General features: G+C 72.1%; 17 protein-coding genes. 11 read left to right on the top strand and 6 right to left on the bottom strand.

The genetic code is table 11. The features are described from left to right. On the top strand, positions 1-1,877 hold a 1,877-nt coding region (locus tag AC6H2I_RS08335), incomplete at its 5' end, for an autotransporter-associated beta strand repeat-containing protein (RefSeq protein ID WP_497500130.1). A gap of 146 nt (positions 1,878-2,023) precedes the next feature. Here the strand turns inward: AC6H2I_RS08335 and AC6H2I_RS08330 are convergent. After that, complete coding sequence (locus tag AC6H2I_RS08330) at positions 2,024-2,497, bottom strand: MarR family winged helix-turn-helix transcriptional regulator (protein ID WP_497500129.1); 474 nt, start codon at positions 2,495-2,497, stop codon at positions 2,024-2,026. A 59-nt stretch (positions 2,498-2,556) separates the two neighbouring features. Between AC6H2I_RS08330 and AC6H2I_RS08325 the strand changes: the two genes are divergently transcribed. Then, positions 2,557-3,105, top strand: coding sequence for a GNAT family N-acetyltransferase (locus AC6H2I_RS08325; RefSeq protein WP_497500128.1), 549 nt, complete (start codon positions 2,557-2,559; stop codon positions 3,103-3,105). Further along, positions 3,102-3,473, top strand: a complete 372-nt coding sequence (locus AC6H2I_RS08320; RefSeq protein WP_497500127.1) for a DUF488 domain-containing protein — start codon at positions 3,102-3,104, stop codon at positions 3,471-3,473. The genes AC6H2I_RS08325 and AC6H2I_RS08320 overlap by 4 nt, the downstream gene beginning before the upstream one ends. Positions 3,474-3,557: 84 nt before the next feature. Here AC6H2I_RS08320 and AC6H2I_RS08315 read toward each other — a convergent pair whose 3' ends face one another. Next, entirely contained in the window at positions 3,558-6,056 is a 2,499-nt protein-coding gene (locus AC6H2I_RS08315) for a glycogen/starch/alpha-glucan phosphorylase (protein WP_497500126.1), read from the bottom strand. Positions 6,057-6,317: 261 nt separating this feature from the next. On the opposite strand from AC6H2I_RS08315, the gene AC6H2I_RS08310 reads away from it, so the two are divergent. The 4 genes from AC6H2I_RS08310 to AC6H2I_RS08295 all read left to right on the top strand — a co-directional run bounded on the left by AC6H2I_RS08310 (position 6,318) and on the right by AC6H2I_RS08295 (position 10,365). Continuing rightward, positions 6,318-7,481, top strand: coding sequence for a peptidase C39 family protein (locus AC6H2I_RS08310; RefSeq protein ID WP_497500125.1), 1,164 nt, complete (start codon positions 6,318-6,320; stop codon positions 7,479-7,481). Continuing rightward, positions 7,481-8,941 carry a RimK family ATP-grasp domain-containing protein gene (locus AC6H2I_RS08305; protein ID WP_497500124.1) on the top strand — a complete coding sequence of 487 codons (1,461 nt, stop codon included), beginning with the start codon at positions 7,481-7,483 and terminating at the stop codon, positions 8,939-8,941. Before AC6H2I_RS08310 ends, AC6H2I_RS08305 begins: the two co-directional genes overlap by 1 nt. Positions 8,942-9,339: 398 nt before the next feature. Continuing rightward, positions 9,340-9,813, top strand: a complete 474-nt coding sequence (locus AC6H2I_RS08300; protein WP_497500123.1) for a sigma-70 family RNA polymerase sigma factor — start codon at positions 9,340-9,342, stop codon at positions 9,811-9,813. Positions 9,814-10,134: 321 nt separating this feature from the next. Next, the gene (locus AC6H2I_RS08295; protein ID WP_497500122.1) at positions 10,135-10,365 is read left to right on the top strand and encodes an anti-sigma factor family protein; all 231 of its coding nucleotides are present in this window, start codon (positions 10,135-10,137) and stop codon (positions 10,363-10,365) included. Between the two features lie 73 nt (positions 10,366-10,438). On the opposite strand, the gene putA is transcribed toward AC6H2I_RS08295, so the two are convergent. Beyond that, complete coding sequence (gene putA / locus AC6H2I_RS08290) at positions 10,439-13,594, bottom strand: bifunctional proline dehydrogenase/L-glutamate gamma-semialdehyde dehydrogenase PutA (protein WP_497500121.1); 3,156 nt, start codon at positions 13,592-13,594, stop codon at positions 10,439-10,441. Between the two features lie 25 nt (positions 13,595-13,619). Then, positions 13,620-15,026, bottom strand: coding sequence for a tetratricopeptide repeat protein (locus AC6H2I_RS08285; protein WP_497500120.1), 1,407 nt, complete (start codon positions 15,024-15,026; stop codon positions 13,620-13,622). Positions 15,027-15,477: 451 nt separating this feature from the next. Between AC6H2I_RS08285 and AC6H2I_RS08280 the strand changes: the two genes are divergently transcribed. Beyond that, positions 15,478-16,125 carry a transglycosylase SLT domain-containing protein gene (locus AC6H2I_RS08280; RefSeq protein ID WP_497500119.1) on the top strand — a complete coding sequence of 216 codons (648 nt, stop codon included), beginning with the start codon at positions 15,478-15,480 and terminating at the stop codon, positions 16,123-16,125. A gap of 101 nt (positions 16,126-16,226) precedes the next feature. After that, a complete protein-coding gene (locus tag AC6H2I_RS08275; protein ID WP_497500118.1) occupies positions 16,227-17,063 on the top strand; it encodes a 23S rRNA (adenine(2030)-N(6))-methyltransferase RlmJ in 837 nt (278 codons plus the stop codon). A gap of 22 nt (positions 17,064-17,085) precedes the next feature. On the opposite strand, the gene AC6H2I_RS08270 is transcribed toward AC6H2I_RS08275, so the two are convergent. Next, on the bottom strand, positions 17,086-17,613 hold the full coding sequence (locus AC6H2I_RS08270; RefSeq protein ID WP_497500117.1) for a phasin family protein: 528 nt from the start codon (positions 17,611-17,613) through the stop codon (positions 17,086-17,088). Between the two features lie 271 nt (positions 17,614-17,884). Between AC6H2I_RS08270 and ald the strand changes: the two genes are divergently transcribed. Further along, positions 17,885-19,003, top strand: coding sequence for an alanine dehydrogenase (gene ald / locus AC6H2I_RS08265; protein ID WP_497500116.1), 1,119 nt, complete (start codon positions 17,885-17,887; stop codon positions 19,001-19,003). A 34-nt stretch (positions 19,004-19,037) separates the two neighbouring features. On the opposite strand, the gene AC6H2I_RS08260 is transcribed toward ald, so the two are convergent. Continuing rightward, a complete protein-coding gene (locus AC6H2I_RS08260) occupies positions 19,038-21,749 on the bottom strand; it encodes a serine/threonine-protein kinase (protein WP_497500115.1) in 2,712 nt (903 codons plus the stop codon). 312 nt (positions 21,750-22,061) lie between these two features. Between AC6H2I_RS08260 and AC6H2I_RS08255 the strand changes: the two genes are divergently transcribed. Beyond that, positions 22,062-22,958 carry an aldose 1-epimerase gene (locus AC6H2I_RS08255; RefSeq protein WP_497500114.1) on the top strand — a complete coding sequence of 299 codons (897 nt, stop codon included), beginning with the start codon at positions 22,062-22,064 and terminating at the stop codon, positions 22,956-22,958. The last annotated feature ends 4 nt before the right edge of the window (positions 22,959-22,962 follow it).

Raw genomic sequence — 22,962 nt, 5'->3', positions numbered from 1 at the left:
CCGACGCCACCGTCAGCGGCGCCATCACCGGCACCGGCGCCCTCACCAAGACCGGCACCGCCACCCTCACCCTGAGCGGCGCCAACGGCTATTCCGGCACCACCACCGTCACCGGCGGCACCGTCGCCGTCGCCGGCGACGGCAACCTCGGCGCCGGGGCCGTCACCCTCGACGGCGGCACCCTGGCGATCACCGGCGCCACGGTGATCGACAACGCGGTCATCCTCGGCGCCGCGCACGGCACCGTCAGCGCCACCGCCGATGCCACCGTCAGCGGCGCCATCACCGGCACCGGCGCCCTCACCAAGACCGGCACCGCCACCCTCACCCTAAGCGGCAGCAACGGTTATTCCGGCACCACCACCGTCAGCGGCGGCACCTTGAGGGTGTCCGGTGGCAGCGCGCTGCCGGACGCCGGAACCGTCACCGTCGACGCCGGGGCGACGTTGGACCTCAACGGCACCGACGAAACCATCGGCAGCCTCACCGGAGCCGGCACGGTCGCCGTCGGGACGGGCTCCCTGACCCTGTCCACCGCAGGCACCAACACGTTTTCCGGCTCCATGACCGGCACCGGAACCTTCACCGTGGCATCGGGCGTCACCCTGGCCGGCACCAGCGCCATCGCGACACCCGTCACCGTCATGAGCGGGGGCACCATCGCCCCCGGCAACAGCCCGGGCACGCTCGCCACCGGATCCCTGACCCTGGCGTCCGGGTCCACCGCCGCCATGGAGATCGACGGGACCGCGGTGGGGACGCAGCACGACCAGATCGCGGTGACCGGCACCGTCGCGATCGCCAACGCCACCCTGACCCTGAGCTTCGGCTATGCGCCCGCCATCGGCGACACATACGTCCTGATCGACAACGACGGGGCCGACCCGGTCACCGGCACCTTCGGGGGGCTGGCGGACGGCGCGACGCTGGTCGACGGCGCGGCGCTCTACAGGATCAGCTACGCGGGCGGGACCGGCAACGACGTGACGCTGACCCGGATCGCCCCGCCGGTCCCCGACGCCCCATCGACCGGAGGCGGGACAGGCGCCGCCTCCACGAGCGCCGACCTCATCCACGGCGGACCGTCGGCGGACCTCATCGCGGCGCTCGGCGGCGACGACACGGTGTCCGCCGGTGCCGGCGACGACACGGTGTCCGGCGGGTCCGGCCTCGACCACCTTTACGGAGAGGACGGCGCCGACCTGATCTACGGCAACACCGAGGCCGACGCCATCGACGGCGGCGCGGGGGCCGACACCCTCTTCGGCGGGCAGGGCGACGACGGGATCGCCGCCGGCGAGGCAGCGGACCTGGTCTGGGGGAACCGGGGAAACGACCTGGTCTACGGCAACGCCGGCGCCGACGTCCTTCGGGGCGACGACGGCAGCGACACACTGTTCGGCGGCCAGGACGCCGACCGCCTCGCCGGCGGTGCCGGCGACGACGTCCTCGCAGGCAACCGCGGGCCGGACACGGCCGGCGGCGGCGGCGGCAACGACCTGGCCTATGGCAACCTCGGGGCCGACACCCTGCTGGGCGAGGACGGCAGCGACACGCTGTTCGGCGGCCAGGATGCCGACCTTCTGGACGGCGGAGCCGGCGACGACCTTCTCTTCGGCAACCGCGGCGCGGATCTGTTCCGGTTCGGGACCGGCAGCGGCACGGACAGGATCGGGGACTTCGCCGTCGGTCAGGACGTGCTCCAGGTGGCGACCGGGATCAACGGCCTGGCGATCGCCACCCCCGCCGACATGCTGACCCGCATCGCCTCGGACGCGTCGGGCAACGCGGTGATCCATCTCGGCTCCGGCAACACCGTCACCCTGCTTTCGGTCGCCCCGGGCCACCTCGGCGCCGACAGCTTCGCGCTGGTCTGATCCCAACGGTCGGCGCGAGCGCCGTCCCATCCTTGCCTGCGGCTTGTGCTTCCGGTGTCGCAACGATGTGCCAACCGTTTCGGATTGGCAACCGTATGCAGATGCTCAGACGGGCGATCCCCGCGGCGGCGGCGGCGATCGCCCGGTCAGGGGTCCTCGGCCGCACCGCGGACCGACCGGGCGGCGGCCGCCACAAGCCGCGCCAGCTCCGCACCGGCCACGTCCGCCAGCCGGTCCTGGGCCGCCCGCCACAGCGGGAGCGCCGCCTCCAGGCGCCGTGCCCCGGCCTCGGTCAGCCACACCGCGCGGCGCCGCAGGTCGGACGCGACCACGGTGATCTCCACCAGCCCCTCGCCCTCCAGGGTGCGCAGGGTGCGCGACAGGGTCGACTGGTCCAGCCCGGTGCGCCGCGCCAGCGCCCCCAGGGTGTCGTCGGCCGCGGCGGCGATCTGCGCCATCAGGCCGAGCTGGGCCGCCGTCAGGCCGCAGGGCGCCAGGTCCCGGTCGAGGATCTGGGCGATCCGCCGGGCGGCGAGGCGGCTGTTCCAGCCGGCGCAGGTGTCCACCAGAGCCGCGGCGTCGCGGCACAGGGTGCGGGGGGCTTGCCAGGGACGGGTCATGGGCGTATGCATATACATAATTTGCAGATACATGGAAAGCCTCCACAGGAGCGACCGCGATGATCCCCTCGGCTCCCCCGGCATCGGCTCCCCTGGCGCCGGTTGCCCCGGCATCGGCGCTCTCCATCCGTCGCCTTCGATCGGACGACGCCGGCGCCTACCGGACGCTGCTGCTGGAGGCGCTGGCCGCCCACCCCACCGCCTTCGCCATGGCCTACGAGGAGGAGGTCGGGCGACACACGGACGCGTTCCGCGAGCGCCTCGAGGCGCTCGCGGTCTTCGGCGCCCACGCCGCCGGAGATCTCGTGGCCATGGCGACGCTGCAGCGCCATCCGCAGGTCAAACGCCGCCACGTGGCCATGCTCTGGGGAATGTACGTCCGCGCGTGCCAGCGCGGCTCCGGGCTCGCCGCGACCCTGCTGAACGCCGTGTTGGCCCACGCCGAGACCGAGGTCGACCAGGTGGAGCTGCTGGTGGCCGCCGGCAACGACCGGGCGCGCCGGTTCTACGCTGGCATGGGGTTCGTTCCGTTCGGGGTGATGCGCCGGTCCCTGCGGGTCGACGGGATCGACCACGACGCCGACATGATGGTCAGGCTGTTCCGATGACGGGGATCACGTGCAAGCGGGTGTACGATCCGGCCGCGCCAGCGGACGGCACGCGGGTCCTGGTCGACCGGCTGTGGCCGCGCGGCGTGGCCAAGGACCGGGCGGCCATCGACCTGTGGCTGAAGGAGATCGCGCCCAGCGACGGGCTGCGCCGCCGCTTCCACGGCCATCGCGAGGACTGGGACGCCTTCTGCGACGCCTACGCGGCGGAACTGGAGGCGCCGGTGGCGCGGGCGGCCGTCGCCGCCCTGCTCGACCGCATCGCCCACGGGCCGGTGACCCTGCTCCACGCGGCGCGCGACCGCCACCACAACAACGCCGTCGCGCTGGCGGGGTGGCTGGAACGGCGACGGCCACCCCGCGGCTGAGCGCCGGCATGGCCGCCGGCATGGCCGCCGGCATGGCCGTCGTCGCGGCCGTTCCCGCGGCCGTCGTCGCGGAGCAACGGGCGGTTAGCGGTCGCCCTCCTCGTGGTGCTCCGGCACCACGGAGCGGACGTTCCAGATCTCCTCGGCGTACTCGCGGATGGTGCGGTCGGAGGAGAACCAGCCCATGCTGGCGGAGTTGATGACGGCCTTGCGCATCCACGCCTCGCGATCGCGGTAGAGCGCGCAGGCGTCCTCGTGGGCGCGGCAGTACGCCGCGAAGTCGGCGGTCACCAGGAAGTGGTCGCCGCCGTCCGTCAGCGCCTGCACGATCGAGTGGTAGCGGTGCGGGTCGTCGGGCGAAAACACCCCGGTCTGGATCATGTCCAGGGCCCGCTTCAGGCTGGGGTTGGCGGCGATCACCTGGCGCGGGTTGTAGGTCCCGCCCTGGCGCAGGCTGTTCGCCTCGTCGGCGGTCAGGCCGAAGATGAAGATGTTCTCGTCGCCCACGGCGTCCTTGATCTCGACGTTGGCCCCGTCCAGCGTGCCGATGGTCAGCGCCCCGTTCAGCGACAGCTTCATGTTGCCGGTGCCCGACGCCTCCATGCCGGCGGTCGAGATCTGCTCCGACAGATCGGCCGCGGGCATGATGATCTCGGCCGCCGTGACGTTGTAGTTCGGCAGGTAGACCACCTTGAGCAGGTCGTGCAGCGCCGGGTCGTGGTTGACCACCTGGCCGACGTCGTTGATCAGCTTGATGATCAGCTTGGCCATCTGGTAGGCGGGGGCGGCCTTGCCGGCGAAGATCTTGGTCACCGGGGTCCAGGTGACCGTCGGGTTGTCGCGCATCTCGTTGTAGAGCGCCACCGTCTGCAGGATGTTGAGCAGCTGGCGCTTGTACTCGTGCATGCGCTTGACCTGCACGTCGAACAGGCTGTCGACCTGCACCTCGACGCCGGTCTGGCGGGCGATGTAGGCCGCCAGGCGCTTCTTGTTGTGGCGCTTGGCGCGGCGGAACTCCTCGCGGAACACCGGATCGTCGGCCTTGGGCTTCAGCGCCTCGATCAGGCTGAGATCGGCGATCCAGCCCTTGCCGATGCGGCTGGTGATCAGCTCCGCCAGGGCCGGGTTGGCCTGATGCAGCCAGCGCCGCGGCGTGATGCCGTTGGTCTTGTTGTTGATGCGCTCGGGGAACTCGCCGTGGAGGTCGGCGAACACCGTCTGCTTCATCAGCTCGGTGTGCAGCGCCGAGACGCCGTTGACCTTGTGGGAGCCGACGAAGGCGAGGTTGCCCATGCGCACCCGGCGCTCGCCCCGCTCGTCGATCAGGGACAGCCGCGACAGGCGGGCGTTGTCACCGGCGGAGCGGGCCCGCGACCGGTTGAGGAAGCGCCCGTTGATCTCGTAGATGATCTGCATGTGGCGCGGCAGCACCCGCTCCAGCAGGCGCACCGGCCACGCCTCCAGCGCCTCGGGCAGCAGGGTGTGGTTGGTGTAGGAGAAGCAGCCCCGGGTGATCTCCCACGCCTTCTCCCATTGCACCGCGTGCTGGTCCACCAGCAGGCGCATCATCTCGGCGATGCCGATCGAGGGGTGGGTGTCGTTCAGCTGGATCGACGCCTTCTGGGGCAGGCTGTCGAAGTCGGAGTGGTGCTGCAGGTAGCGGCGCAGGATGTCCTGCAGCGAGGCCGAGGTGAAGAAATACTCCTGCTTGAAGCGCAGCTCGCGGCCGACCTCGGTGGCGTCGTTGGGGTAGAGGACGCGGCTGAGGTTCTCGGACATCACCTTCTGCTCGACCGCCTTCATGTAGGCGCCGTCGTTGAAGTGGCCGAAGTTGAAGTCGCGGGTGGCGCGTGCCGACCACAGGCGCAGCGTGTTGATGGTGCGCCCGCCGTAACCGACCACCGGGGTGTCGTAGGCCATGGCCAGCACGCGCTCGCTGTCGACCCAGCGGTAGGCGCGCTCGCCCACGGAATCGCGGAACTCCTCGACCCGGCCGTAGAACTGCACGGGATACAGCACCTCCGGTCGCGGGAACTCCCAGGGGTTGCCGAACTGCAGCCACTGTTCCGGATGCTCGACCTGCCAGCCATGCTCGAAGCGCTGCTCGAACAGGCCGAACTCGTAGCGGATGCCGTAGCCGTAGCCGGGGTAGCCCTGGGAGGCCATGCTGTCGAGGAAGCAGGCCGCCAGGCGGCCCAGGCCGCCGTTGCCGAGCGCCGCGTCCGGCTCGGCGTCGACCACCTCGTCCAGGGTCAGGCCGATGCGGTCCAGCGCCTCGCGGCAGGGATCCATGATGCCGAGGTTGGCCATGCTGTTGGTGAGCAGACGGCCGATCAGGAACTCCAGGGACAGGTAGTAGACCCGCTTGACGTCGTGGTCGTAGTAGGTGCGCGTGGTGTCCATCCACCGGTCGACCAGGCGGTCGCGGACCGCCAGCGCCACGGTGTGGAACCAGTCGCGCCGCGTCGCGGAGCGCGGGTCCTTGCCGACGGAATAGGTCAACCACTCCAGGAAGGACCGTCGCAAGCCGTCGACGTCGAGGCTGCGCCGTTCGATGTCGCGGGTCTTCAACCGAGCATCCATGCGTCTTGACTTTCTTCGTCGCGCCGGGCCGGAGACGGGATGTGGCGGGGTGGCGGGGTCTCCGGATCGCGGCCAGTGTGATGGCTGTTGGTTAAGTTATATTTCAATTGGGGGAGGCGGTACAGTCGGCCGTCCCGTCCACCGCGCGCCTTTGCCGCGGGTGCGCCATCGCTGCCACGCCGGCTCCCCGCCGGCCGTGACCTTGCGCCGGCGGCCCGCCGTTCCACTTTCACGGACCGGCGAGGCGCGTATGATGGCACCATGGCCGACCCCATCGACGCCCTGCCCGCACCCGCCACGTCCCTGACCCTGCGCCGCGGCGCCGTGCCGGACATCCCCGCCCTGCTGGGCGTGGAGCAGCGGTGCTTCGTCACCGACCGCCTGAGCCGCCGCAGCTTTCATCACCTGCTGACTCGCGCCAACGCCGCCACCCTGGTTGCGGTCGACGACGGGGTGATCGCCGGCTATGCGATCGTGCTGTTTCATGCCGGCACCCTGCTCGCCCGGCTCTACTCGTTCGCCGTCGACCCGGCGTTCCGCGGCCGGGGTGTCGGCCAGCGCCTGCTCCGCGCGGCGGAGCAGGAGGCGCGGGGCCATGAATGCATATATGTACGCCTGGAGGTGCGCCGCGACAATGCCGCCGCCATCGCGCTCTACACGACGGCGGGCTATCGCAGCTTCGGCATCTACACCGACTACTACGAAGACCACATGGAGGCGCTGCGCCTGGAAAAGCGCCTGGGCAGCGCCGGCGGGGCGCCGCTCGGCCCCCATCCCGTCCCCTACTACCGGCAGACCACCGACTTCACCTGCGGCGCCGCCTCGCTGATGATGGCGATGAAGGCGCTGGCCCCGCCGCTGGAGCTGTCGCGCCGCCTCGAGGTGCGGATCTGGCGCGAGGCCACCACCGTCTTCATGACGTCGGGCCACGGCGGCTGCGGCCCCTACGGCCTGGCCCTGTCGGCCTGGCGGCGCGGCTTCGCCGTCGAGATCTACGTCAAGGACGAGGATGTGCCCTTTCTCGACAGCGTCCGCGACGCCGGGAAGAAGGAGGTGATGCGGGTCGTGCACGACGATTTCCTGGACGAACTGGCGGACACCGACATCGCCGTGCACCGGCGGTCGCTGTCGGCCGACGACATGGCGCGTGCCGTCCACGCCGGCGCCGTCCCGATCGTGCTGATCAGCAGCTACCGGATCTACCGCGAGAAGTTCCCGCACTGGGTGGTGGTGGCGGGGGCCGACGACCGGTTCCTCTACGTCCACGACCCGCTGATCGACGACCGCCACCACGGCGAGTTCGACCGCATGGCCATGCCCATCCCCAAGCTGGACTTCGAGCGGATGGCGCGCTACGGCAAGGCGCAACTGAAGGCGACCCTGCTGCTCCACACCCGTCCCAGCCCACACCCGTCGGGGACCTGATGCCCGGTTACCTCGTCATCGTCGACCGCCTCTCGTCGTTCACGTGGTCGAAGCCGAACCTGCACGTGGTCCGCGCCCGGGACTACGTCGCCAACGCCCTGCCGGCCAAGGTGCGCGACCCGCGGGTCATCAACCTCAGCCGCAGCCACGAGTATCTCGGCACCGGGTATTATTGCTCCCTGCTGGCCGAGGCGCGTGGCGACCGGGTGATCCCCGCGGTCAAGACCATCCTCGACCTCAGCCAACGCACCCTCTACCGCGCCATGCTGACGGAGGTCGAGGAGGCGCTGCGCCACAAGATCAAGCGGCTGGCCGACCCTCCGGAGACCTCGTTCAACCTCCATGTCGTCTTCGGGCGCGCAGACGACCGCCGGTTCCAGGACATCGCCCGCCAGGTCTTCGATCTGTTCCGCTGCCCCATCCTCAAGGTGCAGGTGCGTCTCAAGGACGGGTGGATCGTCCATTCGGTGGCACCGCTGTCGCTGGACGACCTGAAGCCGGACCAGAGGCCCCTGTTCGAGGCGGCGCTCGACGCCTACACGCGCAGTTCCTGGCGCGAGCCGGCGGCGCGGGCGGCGCCGCGCTGGTCGCTCGCCATCCTCCACAACCCCAAGGAGGCGCTCCCGCCCTCCGGCCCGCGCGCCCTGCAGAAGTTCGTCAAGGCCGGGGAGAGCCTGGGCATCGAGGTCGAACTGATCGAAAAGAAGGATTTCCTGCGGCTCGCCGAGTACGACGCCCTGTTCATCCGCGAGGGCACGGCGCTCGACAACCACACCTACCGCTTCGCCAAGAAAGCGGAGGCGGAGGGCATGCCGGTCATCGACGACCCGAATTCGATCCTCAAATGCACCAACAAGGTCTACCTGGCCGAGCTGCTGCGGGCGAACCGAATCGCCGCGCCCAAGACGATGATCCTCGACAAGCGCGGGCTGGCCGGAGTCGAGCGCGAGATCCCCTATCCGGTGGTCCTGAAGATCCCCGACGGCTCCTTCTCCCGCGGCATCTACAAGGTGAAGAGCCGCAGCGAGCTGGAGGCGACCGCGGACGGGCTGTTCGAGGAATCCGACCTGATCCTCGCCCAGGAGTTCATGTACACCGAGTTCGACTGGCGGGTCGGCGTGCTCAACCGGCAGCCCATCTACGTCTGCCAGTACCTGATGGCGCGCAAGCACTGGCAGATCGTCAAGCACGGCCAGAACGGCCGTGCCGAGACCGGCGCCGCCCGCACCATGCTGGTCGAGGAGGCGCCGCGCGAGGTCATCGCGGCGGCGGTCACCGCCGCCGGGCTGATCGGCGACGGCCTCTACGGCGTGGACCTCAAGCAGAACGACCGCGGCGTCCACGTCATCGAGATCAACGACAACCCTTCCCTCGACCTCGGCGTCGAGGACGCCCGCCTGAAGGACGAGCTCTATCTCATCCTCATGCGTGAATTCCTGCGCCGCCTGGAGAACCGCTGATCCCCGGGGCCGCCGCCGGCTCGACCTAGGCCGTAATACGCCTGACCCGGCCGGACGTCAGAGACCGGCATCGGCCGCCGTGGAACAACGTCCGGCACCCTGCGTTATGACCCCCACGACGTCACTTCGAACGGGAGCATTCCGGACGTTGACACGGGCCGGGTGCTCGCCTCCTGACGGAACGGGGAGACGACCGATGCCAGACGACGATCCCATGTTCGGTGCCGACCCGCCGAGGCCGGTCCGCTAGGGACACCACGACACCAGACACACCCGAGGACGCCAACCGTCCGGCCATCTCCGGCCGGCGACGGGGCCGGCGTCCCCGAGCACCGGCGCGCGGGGCCACTCCATGAGCCGCCGCCGCCACGAGGGAACCGCGGAGGAAAGAGAACACCATGGCGTACTCGTTCGAGGCCGAACTGATCCGCTGCATGCCCAATCTCCAGCGCTACGCGTGCAAGCTGACCCGCGACGCGGCCGCCGCCGAAGACCTCACCCAGGATTGCCTTGCCCGCGCCCTGTCGCGGTCCCACCGGTTCGAGCCCGGGACCAACATGCAGGCATGGCTGACGACGATGCTGAAGAATCTCCACTTCAACAACCTGCAGCGCGACAAGCACGTCACCAAGGTGGAGCTGTGGGATGGCGCCATGTCGGTGGAAGCGTCCCAGTTGGCCCGTTTGGTGTTCCGCGACGTGGACCGCGCGTTCGGGTCGCTGACGCCGAGCCAGCGCAAGGTCGTCAAGCTGGTCGCCATCGAGGGCCGCCCCTACCAGGAGGCGGCGGAAAAGCTCAACGTCTCGATCGGCACCATCCGGTCCCGCCTGTGCCGCGCGCGCGAACGGCTGAACACCCTGATGGCCGCGTGAGAGCCGCGTGCGCCCGCGCTCGTTAACCATTGAATACGAATGGTTCGCCGCGGCGGGCGGCCGCGCCGCCGGTCCGGAACAACGGCCGGCAAGCGGTTGTTGCATCGGCAGAAACGAGATCTGCAACGGTGGCGCGGGAAATGATGGCCGGTTGTCGATTGGGCGGAACCGCACCGATGTCCGGCCGTTATGCAAGGGCACGACATAAGAGGGGGTAGGGGACCTCCCCACCCTTCCCGACTTGGATTATAGTGCCGGACGGGTCGCCGACCGAAACGCCGGTGTGGCAGAAGGCTTGGAGACGCTCCGGGATCGATGGACATGAAGCGCGTGACCATGAGCCACATCAACGCTTATCTCGACGGCGCCCTCAGCGAGCAGGAGCGCCAGGAGTTCGAAGCACGCGTCGAAGGCGACGCAGACGCCAAGGCGTTGCTGGCGCTGCATCGTCAGCACGTGCAGGAACTCCACCGTCTGTACGATCCCGTGCTGGATGAGCCGGTGCCGGACCGCATGCTGGACGTCCTGCGCCGACGAACCCGGAGCGGCTGATGCCGCCCCGGCGGCGGTCGGGCGGGCGGGCAGCGGTCGGTCGGGCGGCGGTCGGCCGCGCCGGGCGGACGCATCACCCCTCGGCGTCGTCCGACAGCGACACCAGCGTGGTGTTGCCACCGGCGGCCGTGGTGTTGACCGTCAGCGTCCGCTCTGTCGCGAACCGCAGCAGGTAGTGCGGGCCGCCGGCCTTCGGCCCGGTCCCCGACAGACCCTCGCCACCGAAGGGCTGGACCCCGACGACCGCGCCGACCATGTTGCGGTTGACGTAGGTGTTGCCGACACCCAGCCGGCCGTGGACGCGGCGGATCGTCGCCTCGATCCGGCTGTGCACGCCGAGCGTCAGGCCGTATCCCGTGGCCTCGATCGAGTCGAGAACCGCGTCCAGGCGATCCGGCCGGTAGCGGACGACGTGCAGGATCGGTCCGAACACCTCGCGCTCGAGGGCGTGGAGACCGGCGATCTCATAGGCCCGCGGCGCAAAGAAGGTGCCGTGGGCGCCCTCCCCGCCCATCGCCACCTCGAACAGGGGCCGCGCCTGCGCGGCCATGCGCTCGGCGTGGCGTTGGAGGCCGGCGCGGGCGTCCTCGTCGATCACCGGGCCGACGTCGGTGGCGAGCCGCCCCGGGTCGCCAACCCTCAGTTCCTGCGCGGCCCCCTCCAGCATCGCCAGGACGCGGTCGCCGGCCACCCCCTGGGGCAGGAACAGGACGCGCAGGGCCGAGCACCGCTGCCCGGTCGAGCGGAAGGCGCTCATCACGACGTCGTCGACCAGCTGCTCGGACAGCGCCGAGCTGTCGGCGATCAGCACGTTCTGCCCACCCGTCTCGGCGATCAGTGGAACGATCGGGCCGGGCCGCTGGGCGAGCGCCAGGTTGATGGCACGCGCCGTCTCGGTCGACCCCGTGAAGGCGACGCCGCCGACCCGGCGGTCGCAGACCAGGGCGGCCCCGACCCGGCCACCGCCCGGCAGCAGGTGCAGCACCGCCGGCGGAACACCGGCCTCGAGCAGGATGGCCGCGGCGCGGGCGGCAATCAGCGGCGTCTGCTCGGCGGGTTTGGCGACCACCGCGTTGCCCGCGGCCAGCGCCGCCGCCACCTGGCCGGTGAAGATGGCCAGCGGGAAGTTCCAGGGGCTGATGCAGGCGAAGACGCCGCGCCCGTGCAGCGAGATCTGGTTGGTCTCCCCCGTCGGACCGGGCAGCGGCCGCGGCAGGGCGAAGTCGGCCCGCGCCCGGGCGGCGTAATAGCGGCAGAAATCGACGGCCTCGCGCACCTCGGCCAAGGCGTCGGGGATGGTCTTGCCGGCCTCGCGCACGCACAGCGCCATCAGGTCGACGCGCGCGCGCTCCATCAGGTCGGCGGCCCGGTCGAGGCAGGCGGCGCGGCGCTCGGCCGGGGTGTCCGCCCAGCCGCGGGCGGCGGCGGCGGCGGCGGCCAGCGCGTCCTCGACCGCCCGCGCGCCGGCCTCGACCACGGTTCCGACGGTGCGGCGGCGGTCGGCGGGGTCGCGCACCGGGCGCTCCTCGCCGGCCATCGCCTCGCCGGCGACCAGGGGCGCCGCCCGCCAGCCCCGCTCCCACGCCGCCGCCATCCCGTCCAGCAGCGGCTCCGTCTGCAGCGGGTCCGACAGGTCCAGACCGGCCGAGTTGCTGCGCTCCGCCCCGAACAGCTCCCCCGGCAGCGGGATGCGGGGGTGGCGCTTCGGGTGGGCCGCCGCCGCCCGGGCCACCGGGTCGGCGACGATGGCCGACACCGGCACCCGGTCGTTCTGGATGCGGTTGACGAAGGACGAGTTCGCACCGTTCTCCAGCAGCCGGCGGACCAGATAGGCCAGCAGGTCCTCGTGGCTGCCGACCGGGGCGTACACCCGGCACGCCAGGCCGTCCGCGCCCGGCGCCACGATCTGGTGGTAGAGCGGCTCGCCCATGCCGTGCAGGCGCTGGAACTCGAACCCCTGCCGGTCGCCCGCCATGGTCAGCACCGCCGCCACCGTGTGGGCGTTGTGGGTCGCGAACATCGGGTAGAGGCAGCCGCGCAGCTCCAGCAGGCGCCGGGCGCAGGCAAGGTAGGCCACATCCGTGTTGGTCTTGCGGGTGAACACGGGGTAGTCGTCCAGCCCGCGCTCCTGGGCGCGCTTGACCTCGGTGTCCCAGTAGGCGCCCTTGACCAGACGGACCTGCAGCCGGCGCCCGGTCCGCCGGGCCGCGTCGGCGGCCCAGCCGACGGCGGCATAGCCGCGCTTCTGGTAGGCCTGGACGGCGAGGCCCAGGCCGTCCCAGCCGGCGAGCTCCGGCGCCGCGGCCACCGCCTCGACCAGGTCGAGCTGCAGCATCAGGCGGTCCGCCTCCTCGGCGTCCACCGTGAGCCCGACACCGGCGTCGCGCGCCGTGGCGCACAGGGCGCGCAGCTGCTCCAGCACCGCCGGCACCGCGCGGTCGCGCTGGGCCTCCTCGTAGCGGGGGTGGAGCGCCGACAGCTTGACCGAGATGGTGGGGCCGTCGATCAGGTCGCGCCCGCCGCGCGCCCGGCCGAGCGCGGCGATCGCCTCGGCGTAGGTGTCGAAGTAGCGGCGGGCGTCGGCGGCGGTGCGCGCCGCCTCCCCCAGCATGTCGTAGGAGTGACGGTAGCCTTGGCGTTCCTGCTCGCGGGCGCGGTCGAGGGCCTCGGCGATCGTGCGTCCCATGACGAACTGGCGGCCGAGGATGCGCATGGCCCGGGTCATGGCCTGGCGGATCACCGGCTCCCCGGCCTTGGCGACGAGGCGGTTCAGCAGGGTCGACGGCTTGCCATCGGTCGCCTCGTCCAGGCGGATCACCCGACCCGTCAGCATCAGCGCCCAGGTCGAGGCGTTGACGAAGGGATTGTCGGCCTGGCCGACATGGCGTTGCCAATCGGCGTCGGCGACCTTGTCACGGATCAGGGCGTCGGCCGTCTCAGCGTCGGGAATGCGCAACAGCGCCTCGGCCAGGCACATCAGCGCCACGCCCTCGCGGGTCGACAGCCCGAACTCCTGGAGGAAGGCATCGATCATGCCGAAGCTGGTGCGCGCCCGCCGCACCCCCTCGACCAGCCGCGACGCCTCGCCGTCCACCCGCCGCCGCTGGTCGTCGGCCAGCTCGGCCCGCGCCAGCAGCGCGTCCACCGCCGCCGCCTCCGGCATCCGGTAGGCCCGGGCGAGGGCGGCGCGCGGCTCCGCCTGCGGGTCGAAGGGGTCGAGGGCGGTCATCGGCGTCTCCCCGGAATGGCGATGGCTATCCCTTGGATGTAGGGTCCGACGACGCCTCCGCCACGGGCGGCTTCGCCAGCACGAACACCCAGCCCGCCACCGGCGCCTGTTTCTCGTGCCGCGGCGTGCACGGCTCGATAAGAACGAGCGCGAGGCCGGCGGCCGCCGCCGCCGCCGCGACATGCCCGCGGTGATGGGCGTAGCGCCGCGCCGGGCCGAGCGCGAAGCCGGCGCCGGTGGTGTCCTCCTCCAGCCGCTCGGCGGTGGCGGCGAAGCGGCCGCCGGGCGTCAGCGCCGCGGCCGCGGCGGCGAACACCGGGGCGAGGTCGCCCACATAGACCAGCACGTCCGCGGCGGTCACCAGATCCCAGGCGCCGGGGGTGGCCCACATCGCCGCGGCGATGTCGCACACCTGCACCTCGTCGTAGACGCCGCGGGCCGCCGCCTTGGCGACCATGCGCGGCGCGAGATCGACGCCGGCCAGCCACGACGCGAAGGGGCGCAGCTCCATCCCGGCCAGGCCGGTGCCGCAGCCGAGGTCGAGCACCCGCAGCGCGGCGGCCGGACCGCCGCAGACCCGCTCCACCACCCCGCGCAGAACCGCCGGCCCGCGGTAGCCCAGCCGTCCGACCAGCTCGCCGTCGAAGCGGTCGGCGTAGCGGTCGAACAGAGCGCGCACGTAGGCCGGCGTCAGATCGGACAAGGCCCCGGACTCCAGGCCGGCGACCAGGGTGGCGGCGCCGAAGCGGTCGTCACGGTCGAGCGCGCTCGCCCGGCGGAGCGCGCCCAGCGCCTTGTCGACCTCGCGCAGGTCGATCCAGGCCCGGCCGATCTCCAGCAGCAGCCGGGGGTCCTCGGGGTGGCGCCGGTGCAGCGGCTGCAGCAGCTCCAGGGCGGCCACCGCCTCGCCGGCGGCGACCTGCAGCGCGCCCAGTTCGATGGCGGTCTCGACGTCGTCGGGGCGCAGGAACAGCGCCTCGCGGTACTCCTCCATGGCCTCGCCGGTGCGCCCGGCGCGCACCAGCGCACGCGCGAGGCCGCAGCGCACCGCGGCGGCGTCGGGCCGCTCGCCGGCCAGCCGGGTGTAGACCTCGACCGCGGCGTCGGCGGCGCCCGCCTCGGCCAGGGCCGCGGCCCGGCCCAGCCGCCAGGCCCAGCGGTCGGGGTCGCGCGCCAGCGCCGCGGCGAAGGCGACGGCCGCCTCGCCGGCCCGGCCGGCGGCGGCGAGCGCCTCGGCAAGGCCGCCGTGGGCGTCGGCGTTGTCGGCATCCAGGGTCAGGGCGGCGTGGAACGCCACCACCGCCCCGCCGGCATCGCCGCCGTAGAGAGTCTGGAAGCCGGTTTCGAGATGGGCGACGAGCGCGGCGACCCCGGCGGCGTCGCCAGGCGACGCGATCTCATCGGGGTCATAGAGCGAAGGTCCTGGGGACACCGTGTCGCAAGTCCGAAGACGAATGGAAGGGTGGACTGATCCACCACTCCCGGGGAAAAAGCAAGCCCGGCCGCGAGCCCGGTGCGGCACCCTGCCTCCCCCGCCACGGCGCGGGGCCGGGGCGGCACCGGCGACACCCGTGATCGTTCCGGAAAACCCGTACCCTGCCAATGGATTGCAGGATTTTTCGGAAGTCTTATGGCAAAGGTTTTGCGCACGCGTCCGGATCATCGGCATCACCGACTGTGGTATTTCCGTGCCGCAATTGAGTTGACGTCGGAACAAATTTCGGAAAATGATCCGCCGTCTCCCGGATCGGCCGGGTGGACATCAGGGTAGGAGGCGGTCGCCGTAAGAGACTCGGCGGCCGGGAGTCAAATCCGTGCCGACGGCGGCACGGTCCCCGCGGGCGGGCGGGACAGACGGGAGGACCGGAACGATGCGTGGTCGGATGCGACGCGTGCGCAGGACGCTCGGAGGGCTTGCGGCCCTCGCCCTCGGCATGGCCATGGTGCCGCTCGACGCATCGCCGTCCGCCGCAGCCCAGGACGGCTGCGTGTCCCACGCCATCGAGGCGGAGCGCGAGCTGAACATCCCGTCCGGCCTCCTGGTCTCCATCGCCCTGGTCGAAAGCGGCATGGGGGGCTCCCCCCAGCCCTTCGCCATGAGCGTGAACGGGCGCCCGGTGTTCGCCGACGACCGCGAGGATGCGGCCCGCCATCTGCGCGACACCAAGGGCCGCCTGCGCGACAACGTCTATGTCGGCTGCATGCAGATCTCGCTGCAGGCCCACCGCAGCAAGTTCAAACCGCTGGAGCGAATCGTCGACCCCCGCGACAATGTGTGGTTCGCCGGCCAGCTTCTGGTCCGCCTGCACGGCGAGTTCGGGAGCTGGCGCTCCGCCGTCGCCCGCTACAACGGGGCGTCGCTGCGCCGCGCCGAGGCCTACGTCTGCAAGGTGTGGAACAACCTCAAGGCGCTCGACGAGACGAGCGCGCGCCTGCTGGAATCGCCGTCGTGCGACGGTGGCACCAGCCCGGTGATCGCGCCGAAGACCCGCCGCACCTTCCGCAACAGCCAGGTCGCCGCCATCAACTGACGGTCCGGCCGGTGCCGGATGGGCGGCCCTGCCGATACCGGAAGGACCGCCCTGCCGATACCGGGTGACGGGCGGCGGTCGTCTGCGCTACACCGCGGCTCATGAACTACCGTCACGCCTTTCACGCCGGGAATTTCGCCGACGTCATGAAGCACGCCGTGCTGGCGGCGATCCTCACCCACCTGCGGACCAAGCCGGCGCCGTTCTGCGTCGTCGACACCCACGCCGGCACCGGCCGCTACGACCTCGCCGGCGGCCAGGCGCAGCGCACCGGCGAGCACGGCGACGGCATCGCCCGCCTGTTCGCCGGCGACCCGCCCCACCCCGCCCTGGCGCCCTATCTGGACGCGGTGCGCGCCCTCAACCCCGACGGGGTGCTGCGCTGGTACCCCGGCTCGCCGCGCCTCGCCCGGGGCATGATGCGGCCGCAGGACCGGCTGGTGGCGGTGGAACTGCATCCCGAGGACGTGGCGGCCTTGCGCGGCGAGTTCGCCGGCGACTCCCGGACGTCGGTGCTCCACATGGACGCCTACGCCGCCCTCAAGGCGCAGGTCCCGCCGCGCGAGCGGCGCGGCGTGGTGCTCGTCGACCCGCCGTTCGAGACGCCGGACGAGTTCGCCCGGCTCGCCGCCGGGCTGGCGGCGGCGCACCGGCGTTGGGCCACCGGCACCTACGCGGTGTGGTACCCGATCAAGGAGCGCCCGGCGGTGTGGCGCTTCCACGACGCGCTGGAGGCCTCGGGCGTCCCCCGCATCCTGCTGCTGGAACTCACCGTGCACCCCGAGGACACGCATCTGCGTCTCAACGGCTGCGGCATGGCCGTCGTCAACCCGCCCTGGACGCTGGCCGGCACCATGGCCGAGGCGCTTCCGGCCCTGCACGCCGCGCTGCCGACGACGGGCGGCGGCGCGGCGGTGACGTGGCTGGTCCCGGAATAGGCGGGTCGCCCGGCAGGGAGGGTCAGGCCGTGGCGCCGGCGTCGCGGGCGGCGGACGTGTTCCGCTCGTCGATGCGGCGCATGGCGTCGCCCGCGACCTGCGCCGAAAGGGTCGACATCCGCACCCCCCGGCTGAGGATCATCTGCACCTCGTCCTTCATCATCTCGCTCTGGGCCGCGTAGAGATCGGGCAGCGAGCGGCACTTCATGAGGGCGTCGACTCCCTCCATGCGGCGGTGCACGGTGTCCTGGGCCAGGCCCAGCCACTCCCGCCAGACCGCCTGCACGCCGTCGAACAGCACGCGGTTGCACTGGGCGATGGTCTCCAGGTTGGCCTGCGCCTGCTCGGCGGCGGCCTCGTCGCCCTCGGCGGCCAAACCGAAGATCCGGCGGAACTGCTCGGTGGCCCGTTCCGCGGTGTCGGCGCCCACCCGCATGCCCGCGGACGCCGCGTCGGCGGCGCGGCGGGTCGTGGCGGTGGCCGTGCGCTCGGCGGCTTTCGCCGCCGCACCGGCTGTGTCTTGAACGGTTTGCGTGTCCTTGTCTGCCATGGTACGTACTCCCGGTTCGTGTTACCGTCGGTCGTGGACGTCCCCCCGATGGGTTCGGGCGGCCGGCGGGTCTTTTGCTCGCCCGCCCGATGTGTATCACGACAGACACCCTCGCGACCATTGCAGTGCGTCATTGTTGCGCGGCGCACATTGGATACCCCGAAATGACGAAGTTCTCTGTCGTGGCACCCCTTAAGAGACGACGCCTCGCCTCCACGGGTCCGTTGGCGGGTGAGCGGTGGACCGGGCTCAACACAGCGGAGGTGTTTCGATGCTTGTCGGCGTGCCCAAGGAGATCAAGAACCACGAGTACCGCGTCGGGCTGACGCCGGCCTCGGTCCGGGAACTGGTTCTGCACGGCCACGGTGTGGCGGTCGAGACCGGCGCCGGCGTGGAGATCGGGCTGGAGGACGCGCAGTACGCCGCCGCCGGGGCGGAGATCGTCGGCGACGCCGCGGCCGTGTTCGCCCGCGCCGACATGGTCGTGAAGGTCAAGGAGCCGCAGCCGGCCGAATGCCGGATGCTGCGCGAGGGACAGGTGCTGTTCACCTACCTCCATCTCGCCCCCGACGCGGAGCAGACCACCCTCCTGCGGGAGTCCGGTGCCGTCGCCATCGCCTACGAGACGGTCACCGACCGCTTCGGCGGGCTGCCCCTTCTGGCGCCGATGAGCGAGGTCGCCGGGCGGATGGCGGTCCAGGCCGGCGCCCATTGCCTGGAGAAGGCGCAGGGCGGCCGCGGCGTCCTGTTGGGCGGCGTCCCCGGGGTCGTCGCCGCCAAGGTCGTGGTGCTGGGCGGCGGTGTGGTCGGCACCAACTCCGCCCGCATGGCGATGGGGCTGGAGGCCAAGGTCATCGTCGTCGACCGCTCGCTGGGCCGTCTCAAGGAGCTCGACCTCCAGTTCGGCGCCAAGCTGCAGACCATCTACTCGACCGTCGACGCGATCGAGGAGCACGTGCTGGACGCCGACCTGGTGATCGGCGCGGTCCTCCTGCCCGGCGCGGCGGCGCCCAAGCTGGTCACCCGCGACATGGTCAGCCGCATGAGGCGGGGCGCCGTGGTGGTCGACGTCGCCATCGACCAGGGCGGCTGTTTCGAGACCTCGCACCCCACCACCCACGCCGACCCCACCTATGTGGTCGACGGCGTGGTCCACTACTGCGTGGCCAACATGCCCGGCGGTGTCGCCCGCACCTCCACCTTCGCCCTGAACAACGCCACCCTGCCCTTCGCGCTGGCGCTGGCCGACAACGGCTACCGGACCGCCCTGGCCCAGGATCCGCACCTGCGCGCCGGGCTGAACGTCCATCACGGCGCCATCACCTGCAAGGCGGTCGCCGAGGCGCAGAACCTGCCCTACCGGCCGGCCGAGGACGCGCTGCGGCTGTGAGCCGCCCCGCGTCACGCAGCGCCGGGCTGGCGGGTCAGGCCTTCTCCGCCAGCCCGGCGCCGAACGCCTTGGACAGGGTGCGCATGGACTGCGGCCGTTCCTGCCAGCGCATGGCGAGCCCGCTCATCAGCACCTTCTCGAAGGCGGCCGGGACGCCGGGCACGAGCTCGGAGGGGCGGGGCACCTTGTCCGACATGAAGCGGGCCGTGGCGTCGGGCGGCGGCCGGCCGACCACCGCGCAGTACATGGTCGCGCACAGCGCGTAGACATCGGTCCACGGCCCCTGGTGCCCCTCCTGGGAATACTGCTCCGGCGGGGCGTAGCCGGGCTTGAGGATCACCGTCAGGTTGGCGGCGGTGCCGGCGGCGTGGCGGGCCGCCCCGAAATCCAGCAGCTTGCGCTCCCCGGCCGTGGTCAGGAAGATGTTGTCCGGGCTGATGTCGCGGTGCACCAGCCCCTGGTCGTGGACCGCCTGCAACGCCCGCATGATCGGCGACATCAGCGACAGCGCCCGGCGGTGGTCCACCTTGCCGCCGGATTCGGCGATGAACCGCTTCATGGTCCGGCCGTCCAGCAGCTCCATCACCAGGTAGGCGGTGGTGTTCTCCTCGAAGAAATCCTGGACCCCGACGATCTCCTTGACGTCGCGCAGGCGGGCCAGCAGCCGCGCCTCCTCCAGGAACTTGCCGAGGCCGGCGGTGAAGCCCCTGGCGTGCTCGTCGGAAAAGGGCACCAGGTCGAAGCTGCCGGGCACCCGGGAGATCAGGTTGGCCGGATAGTACTCCTTGACCGCCACGGTGACGTGCAGCCGGTCGTCCCAGCCGAGATAGGTGGCGCCGAACCCGCCCTGCCCGAGGATGCGGCCGACCCGGTAGCGGCCGTGCAGCAGCGTCCCCGGCATCAGGTGGATGCCGGGCCGGTTCTCGCTGGCGGCGGGATAGCCGCAGGCCGGGCAGGCGTCCCGCGCGGCCTTGGCGGCGAAGCACGCGGGGCACCGGCCCTCCAGCGGCGGCGTGGCGGCCGGCGGCCGTTGCGGCAGCGGCGCGGCGATCGTCAGGGGTGCCGTCAGGGGTGCCGCCACGGTCGCCGCGACGGTCGCCGCCATCGCCGCGGGCGCCCGGGTGAGGGGTGCCGGCGCGGTCTGGGCGGTCGGCCCCTCGGGCCGGGCCGGACGGACGACGGGGGCGGGGGCGGGGGCGGGGGCGGCGGGCCGCGGCGGGCCACCGGCCGGGCGCTGGTGCAGCCGGTCGAGAAGGTCGTAGAGGCGGCGCACCTCGGCCTGGGCCACCTCGTTGCCCTGCTGGGCCACCAGATCGGCCTGGAACTGCGGCTGCTTGACGATTTCCAGGATGTGGTGGCGCAGCACCGGCAACGCGCCGTCCTCGCGCACCAGCCCGGACACCGCCAGTTCGGCCAGGCGTAGGATGCGCCGGCGCAGCACCGGCTCGGCCTGGCGCAGGCGGTGCAGCAGGCGTCCCCGTTGGACGAAGTCGTCGACGGCGAAGGCCAGCCGCCCCGCAATGCGCGGCCGGGTCTCCGCCGGCAGGCCCGACCCGGCGATCGCCTCCGCCCCCGCCGCGATGCCCTCGAGGATGGCGCCCACCTCGGGCGTCTGCAGGACCAGGTTCTCCACCAGAATCTCGTTGCCCAGCGCGGCGTCGAGGGCGTCGACGATCTCCCCGGCGTGGCGCTCGGCCGCGGTGACCCTGGAGATGGCGCAGAAGTACTGAACCCGGCGGAACAGGTCGCTGAGGCTCTCGCCGATGCCGGTGATGGACCGGCGGAAGGCGCTGGCGCCGCCCTGCTCCAGCCGGCGGGAGTAGCGGGCGGTCAGGGCCTCCGCCATCGCCCCGCCGCCCTCCACCGCGGTGCGCGTCACCAGCAGCTCGAGCAGCGGCTTCAAGAGCTCCGCCTCTTCCGCCGGCTGGCCGCGGCCCAGGGGCTGCGGCGACCGCAGCACCCGGCGCACGCGGTCGAGTGCCGCGGCGCGCGCCTCGGGCAGCTTGCCCTGGCGGAACAGCGCGTTCAGCACGCCGGCCCGGTCCGGCCCCAGGGCCGACCCGCTGGCGGTTCGCCCCAGCACCAGCTCGCACAGGCGCGCGGCCAGCGCGCCCGGCATCAGGGTGGCGCCGCCGAACAGCTCCTGCACGGCGGCGTTGGTGCACAGAACGTCGGCGACCACCCCGTCCACCGCGGCGGCGAGGCGGACGTCGCGCTCCCATTGCAGGAAGTGCAGCAGGCGGTCCAGCTTGTCGGGCCAGGACCGCTGGTCCTGCAGTTCCATGGCCAGCGCGACGCGGATGTCGTAGTCGGGATCGCCGGTCGGGGTCTTGCCCTCCGGCAGGGCCAGCAGCGTCTCGACCGGGGGGCGGGCGGGCGGCAGGTCGGCGAAGGCGATCTGGGCGGCCCGCGCCTTGGCGTGGGTCTCGGTGATGGCGTTCTGGATGGCCATGCGGCGCGAACGCTGGTCGTGACCCGGGGTGCGCGCCTGGACGATCGACACCTTGGCCGCGGCGTTCTCCACCAGCTGGCCCTGCTCCAGCAGCGCCTTGAAGCGCTTGAGGAGGTGGATCGCCTCGGTCGGCGTGAGGACGTTGGTGTCGAAATAGCCGCGCAGCACGGTGCCCAGCACGATGCGCCCGGCCGGGCCGTGGAAGTCGGCCAGGGTCTGGCAGATCGCCGCCTCATCGACCGTGCCGACGGTCGTCGGCGCCGGGCCGCCGGCCGGCTTGCGTGCGTGTGACATCGGCTCCATATCGCGGATGCGCACCCCGTGGTTCCGCCGTCCCGCCACGTCCGGCCGGAAGACACGCCGCCCTGCGCACAGGGAATGCGGCGGATTGTCCGGGGTGGCGGTAAACCCTTCGTATATAGACGCCGCACGGTCCCGAAGAACAACGCCTTTTTCCAGGCCGGCACGCCCGGCCGGACCGTGGAAAAACGGCGAGCCCGCCCTTCCAATCCCGATGCCGCTGTGCGATACCGGCCCGACACCGCCCGCGGAAACTCCCCGTTGCCGTGGACCGGACCGCCCTTCGCCGACTGCCGCGCGAGCGCCATGCCCGAACGCCCCGACACGGTCGTGCTTCGCCACGGCGACCTGGAAGCGGTCGTCGTCCCAGCCGTGGGCGGGTCGGTGGCCCGCCTCACCCTGCACGCCGCCGACGGACCGCTGGCGTTGCTGCGCCCGACGGCGGACGCGGCGCTGGCCACGGCGGGGGCGACCGACCTCGCGTGTTTTCCCCTCGTCCCCTTCTCCAACCGGGTCGCCGACGGCCGCTTCGCGTTCGGCGGGCGCAGCGTCGCCCTGCCACGGAACGCGGGCTGCCTCCACCCCATCCACGGCCACGCCTGGCTGGCGCCCTGGACGGTGGAGGAGTGCGGCGCCGACCATCTGCGCCTGGTCTACCGCCACCGCGCCGACGCATGGCCCTGGCCCTACACCGCGGTCCAGACCTTCACCCTGGGGGACGACCGGCTGGTCATCGCCCTGGAGTTGACGAACGAGGGCGACGACCCGATGCCGGCGGGGTTCGGGCTGCACCCCTACCTGCCGAAGCCCCCGGGCACCGTCCTGACCGCCACGGTGGACGGGGTGTGGCTGTGCGACGCCACCCTGCTGCCGCGGGAGCGCGTGCCGGTGCCGCGGGACTGGCGCTTCGCCGAGGGTGTCGCGATGGACGCCTGCGTCCTCGACAACGGGTTCACCGGCTGGGACGGGGTGGCCCACCTCGACTGGCCGGGGCTGGCGCGGCGCCTCATGATCGAGGCCGAGGGGCCGTTCGGCCATCTCGTGATCTACGCGCCGCGCGGCGAGGATTACGTCTGTGTCGAGCCGGTCACCCACATGACCGACGCCCTCAACCGCCCGCAGGAGTCCGACGGCGGGGTGCGGCCGCTTCCGCCCGGTGACCGGCTGAGCGGCCGCGTCACCTTCCGCACGGCGCCGGCGTAGCGCC

Source organism: Azospirillum sp. NS33 (assembly GCF_059703765.1).
Note: the sequence above shows the minus strand (reverse complement) of the source record. Positions and strands in the feature narration are given on the sequence as shown.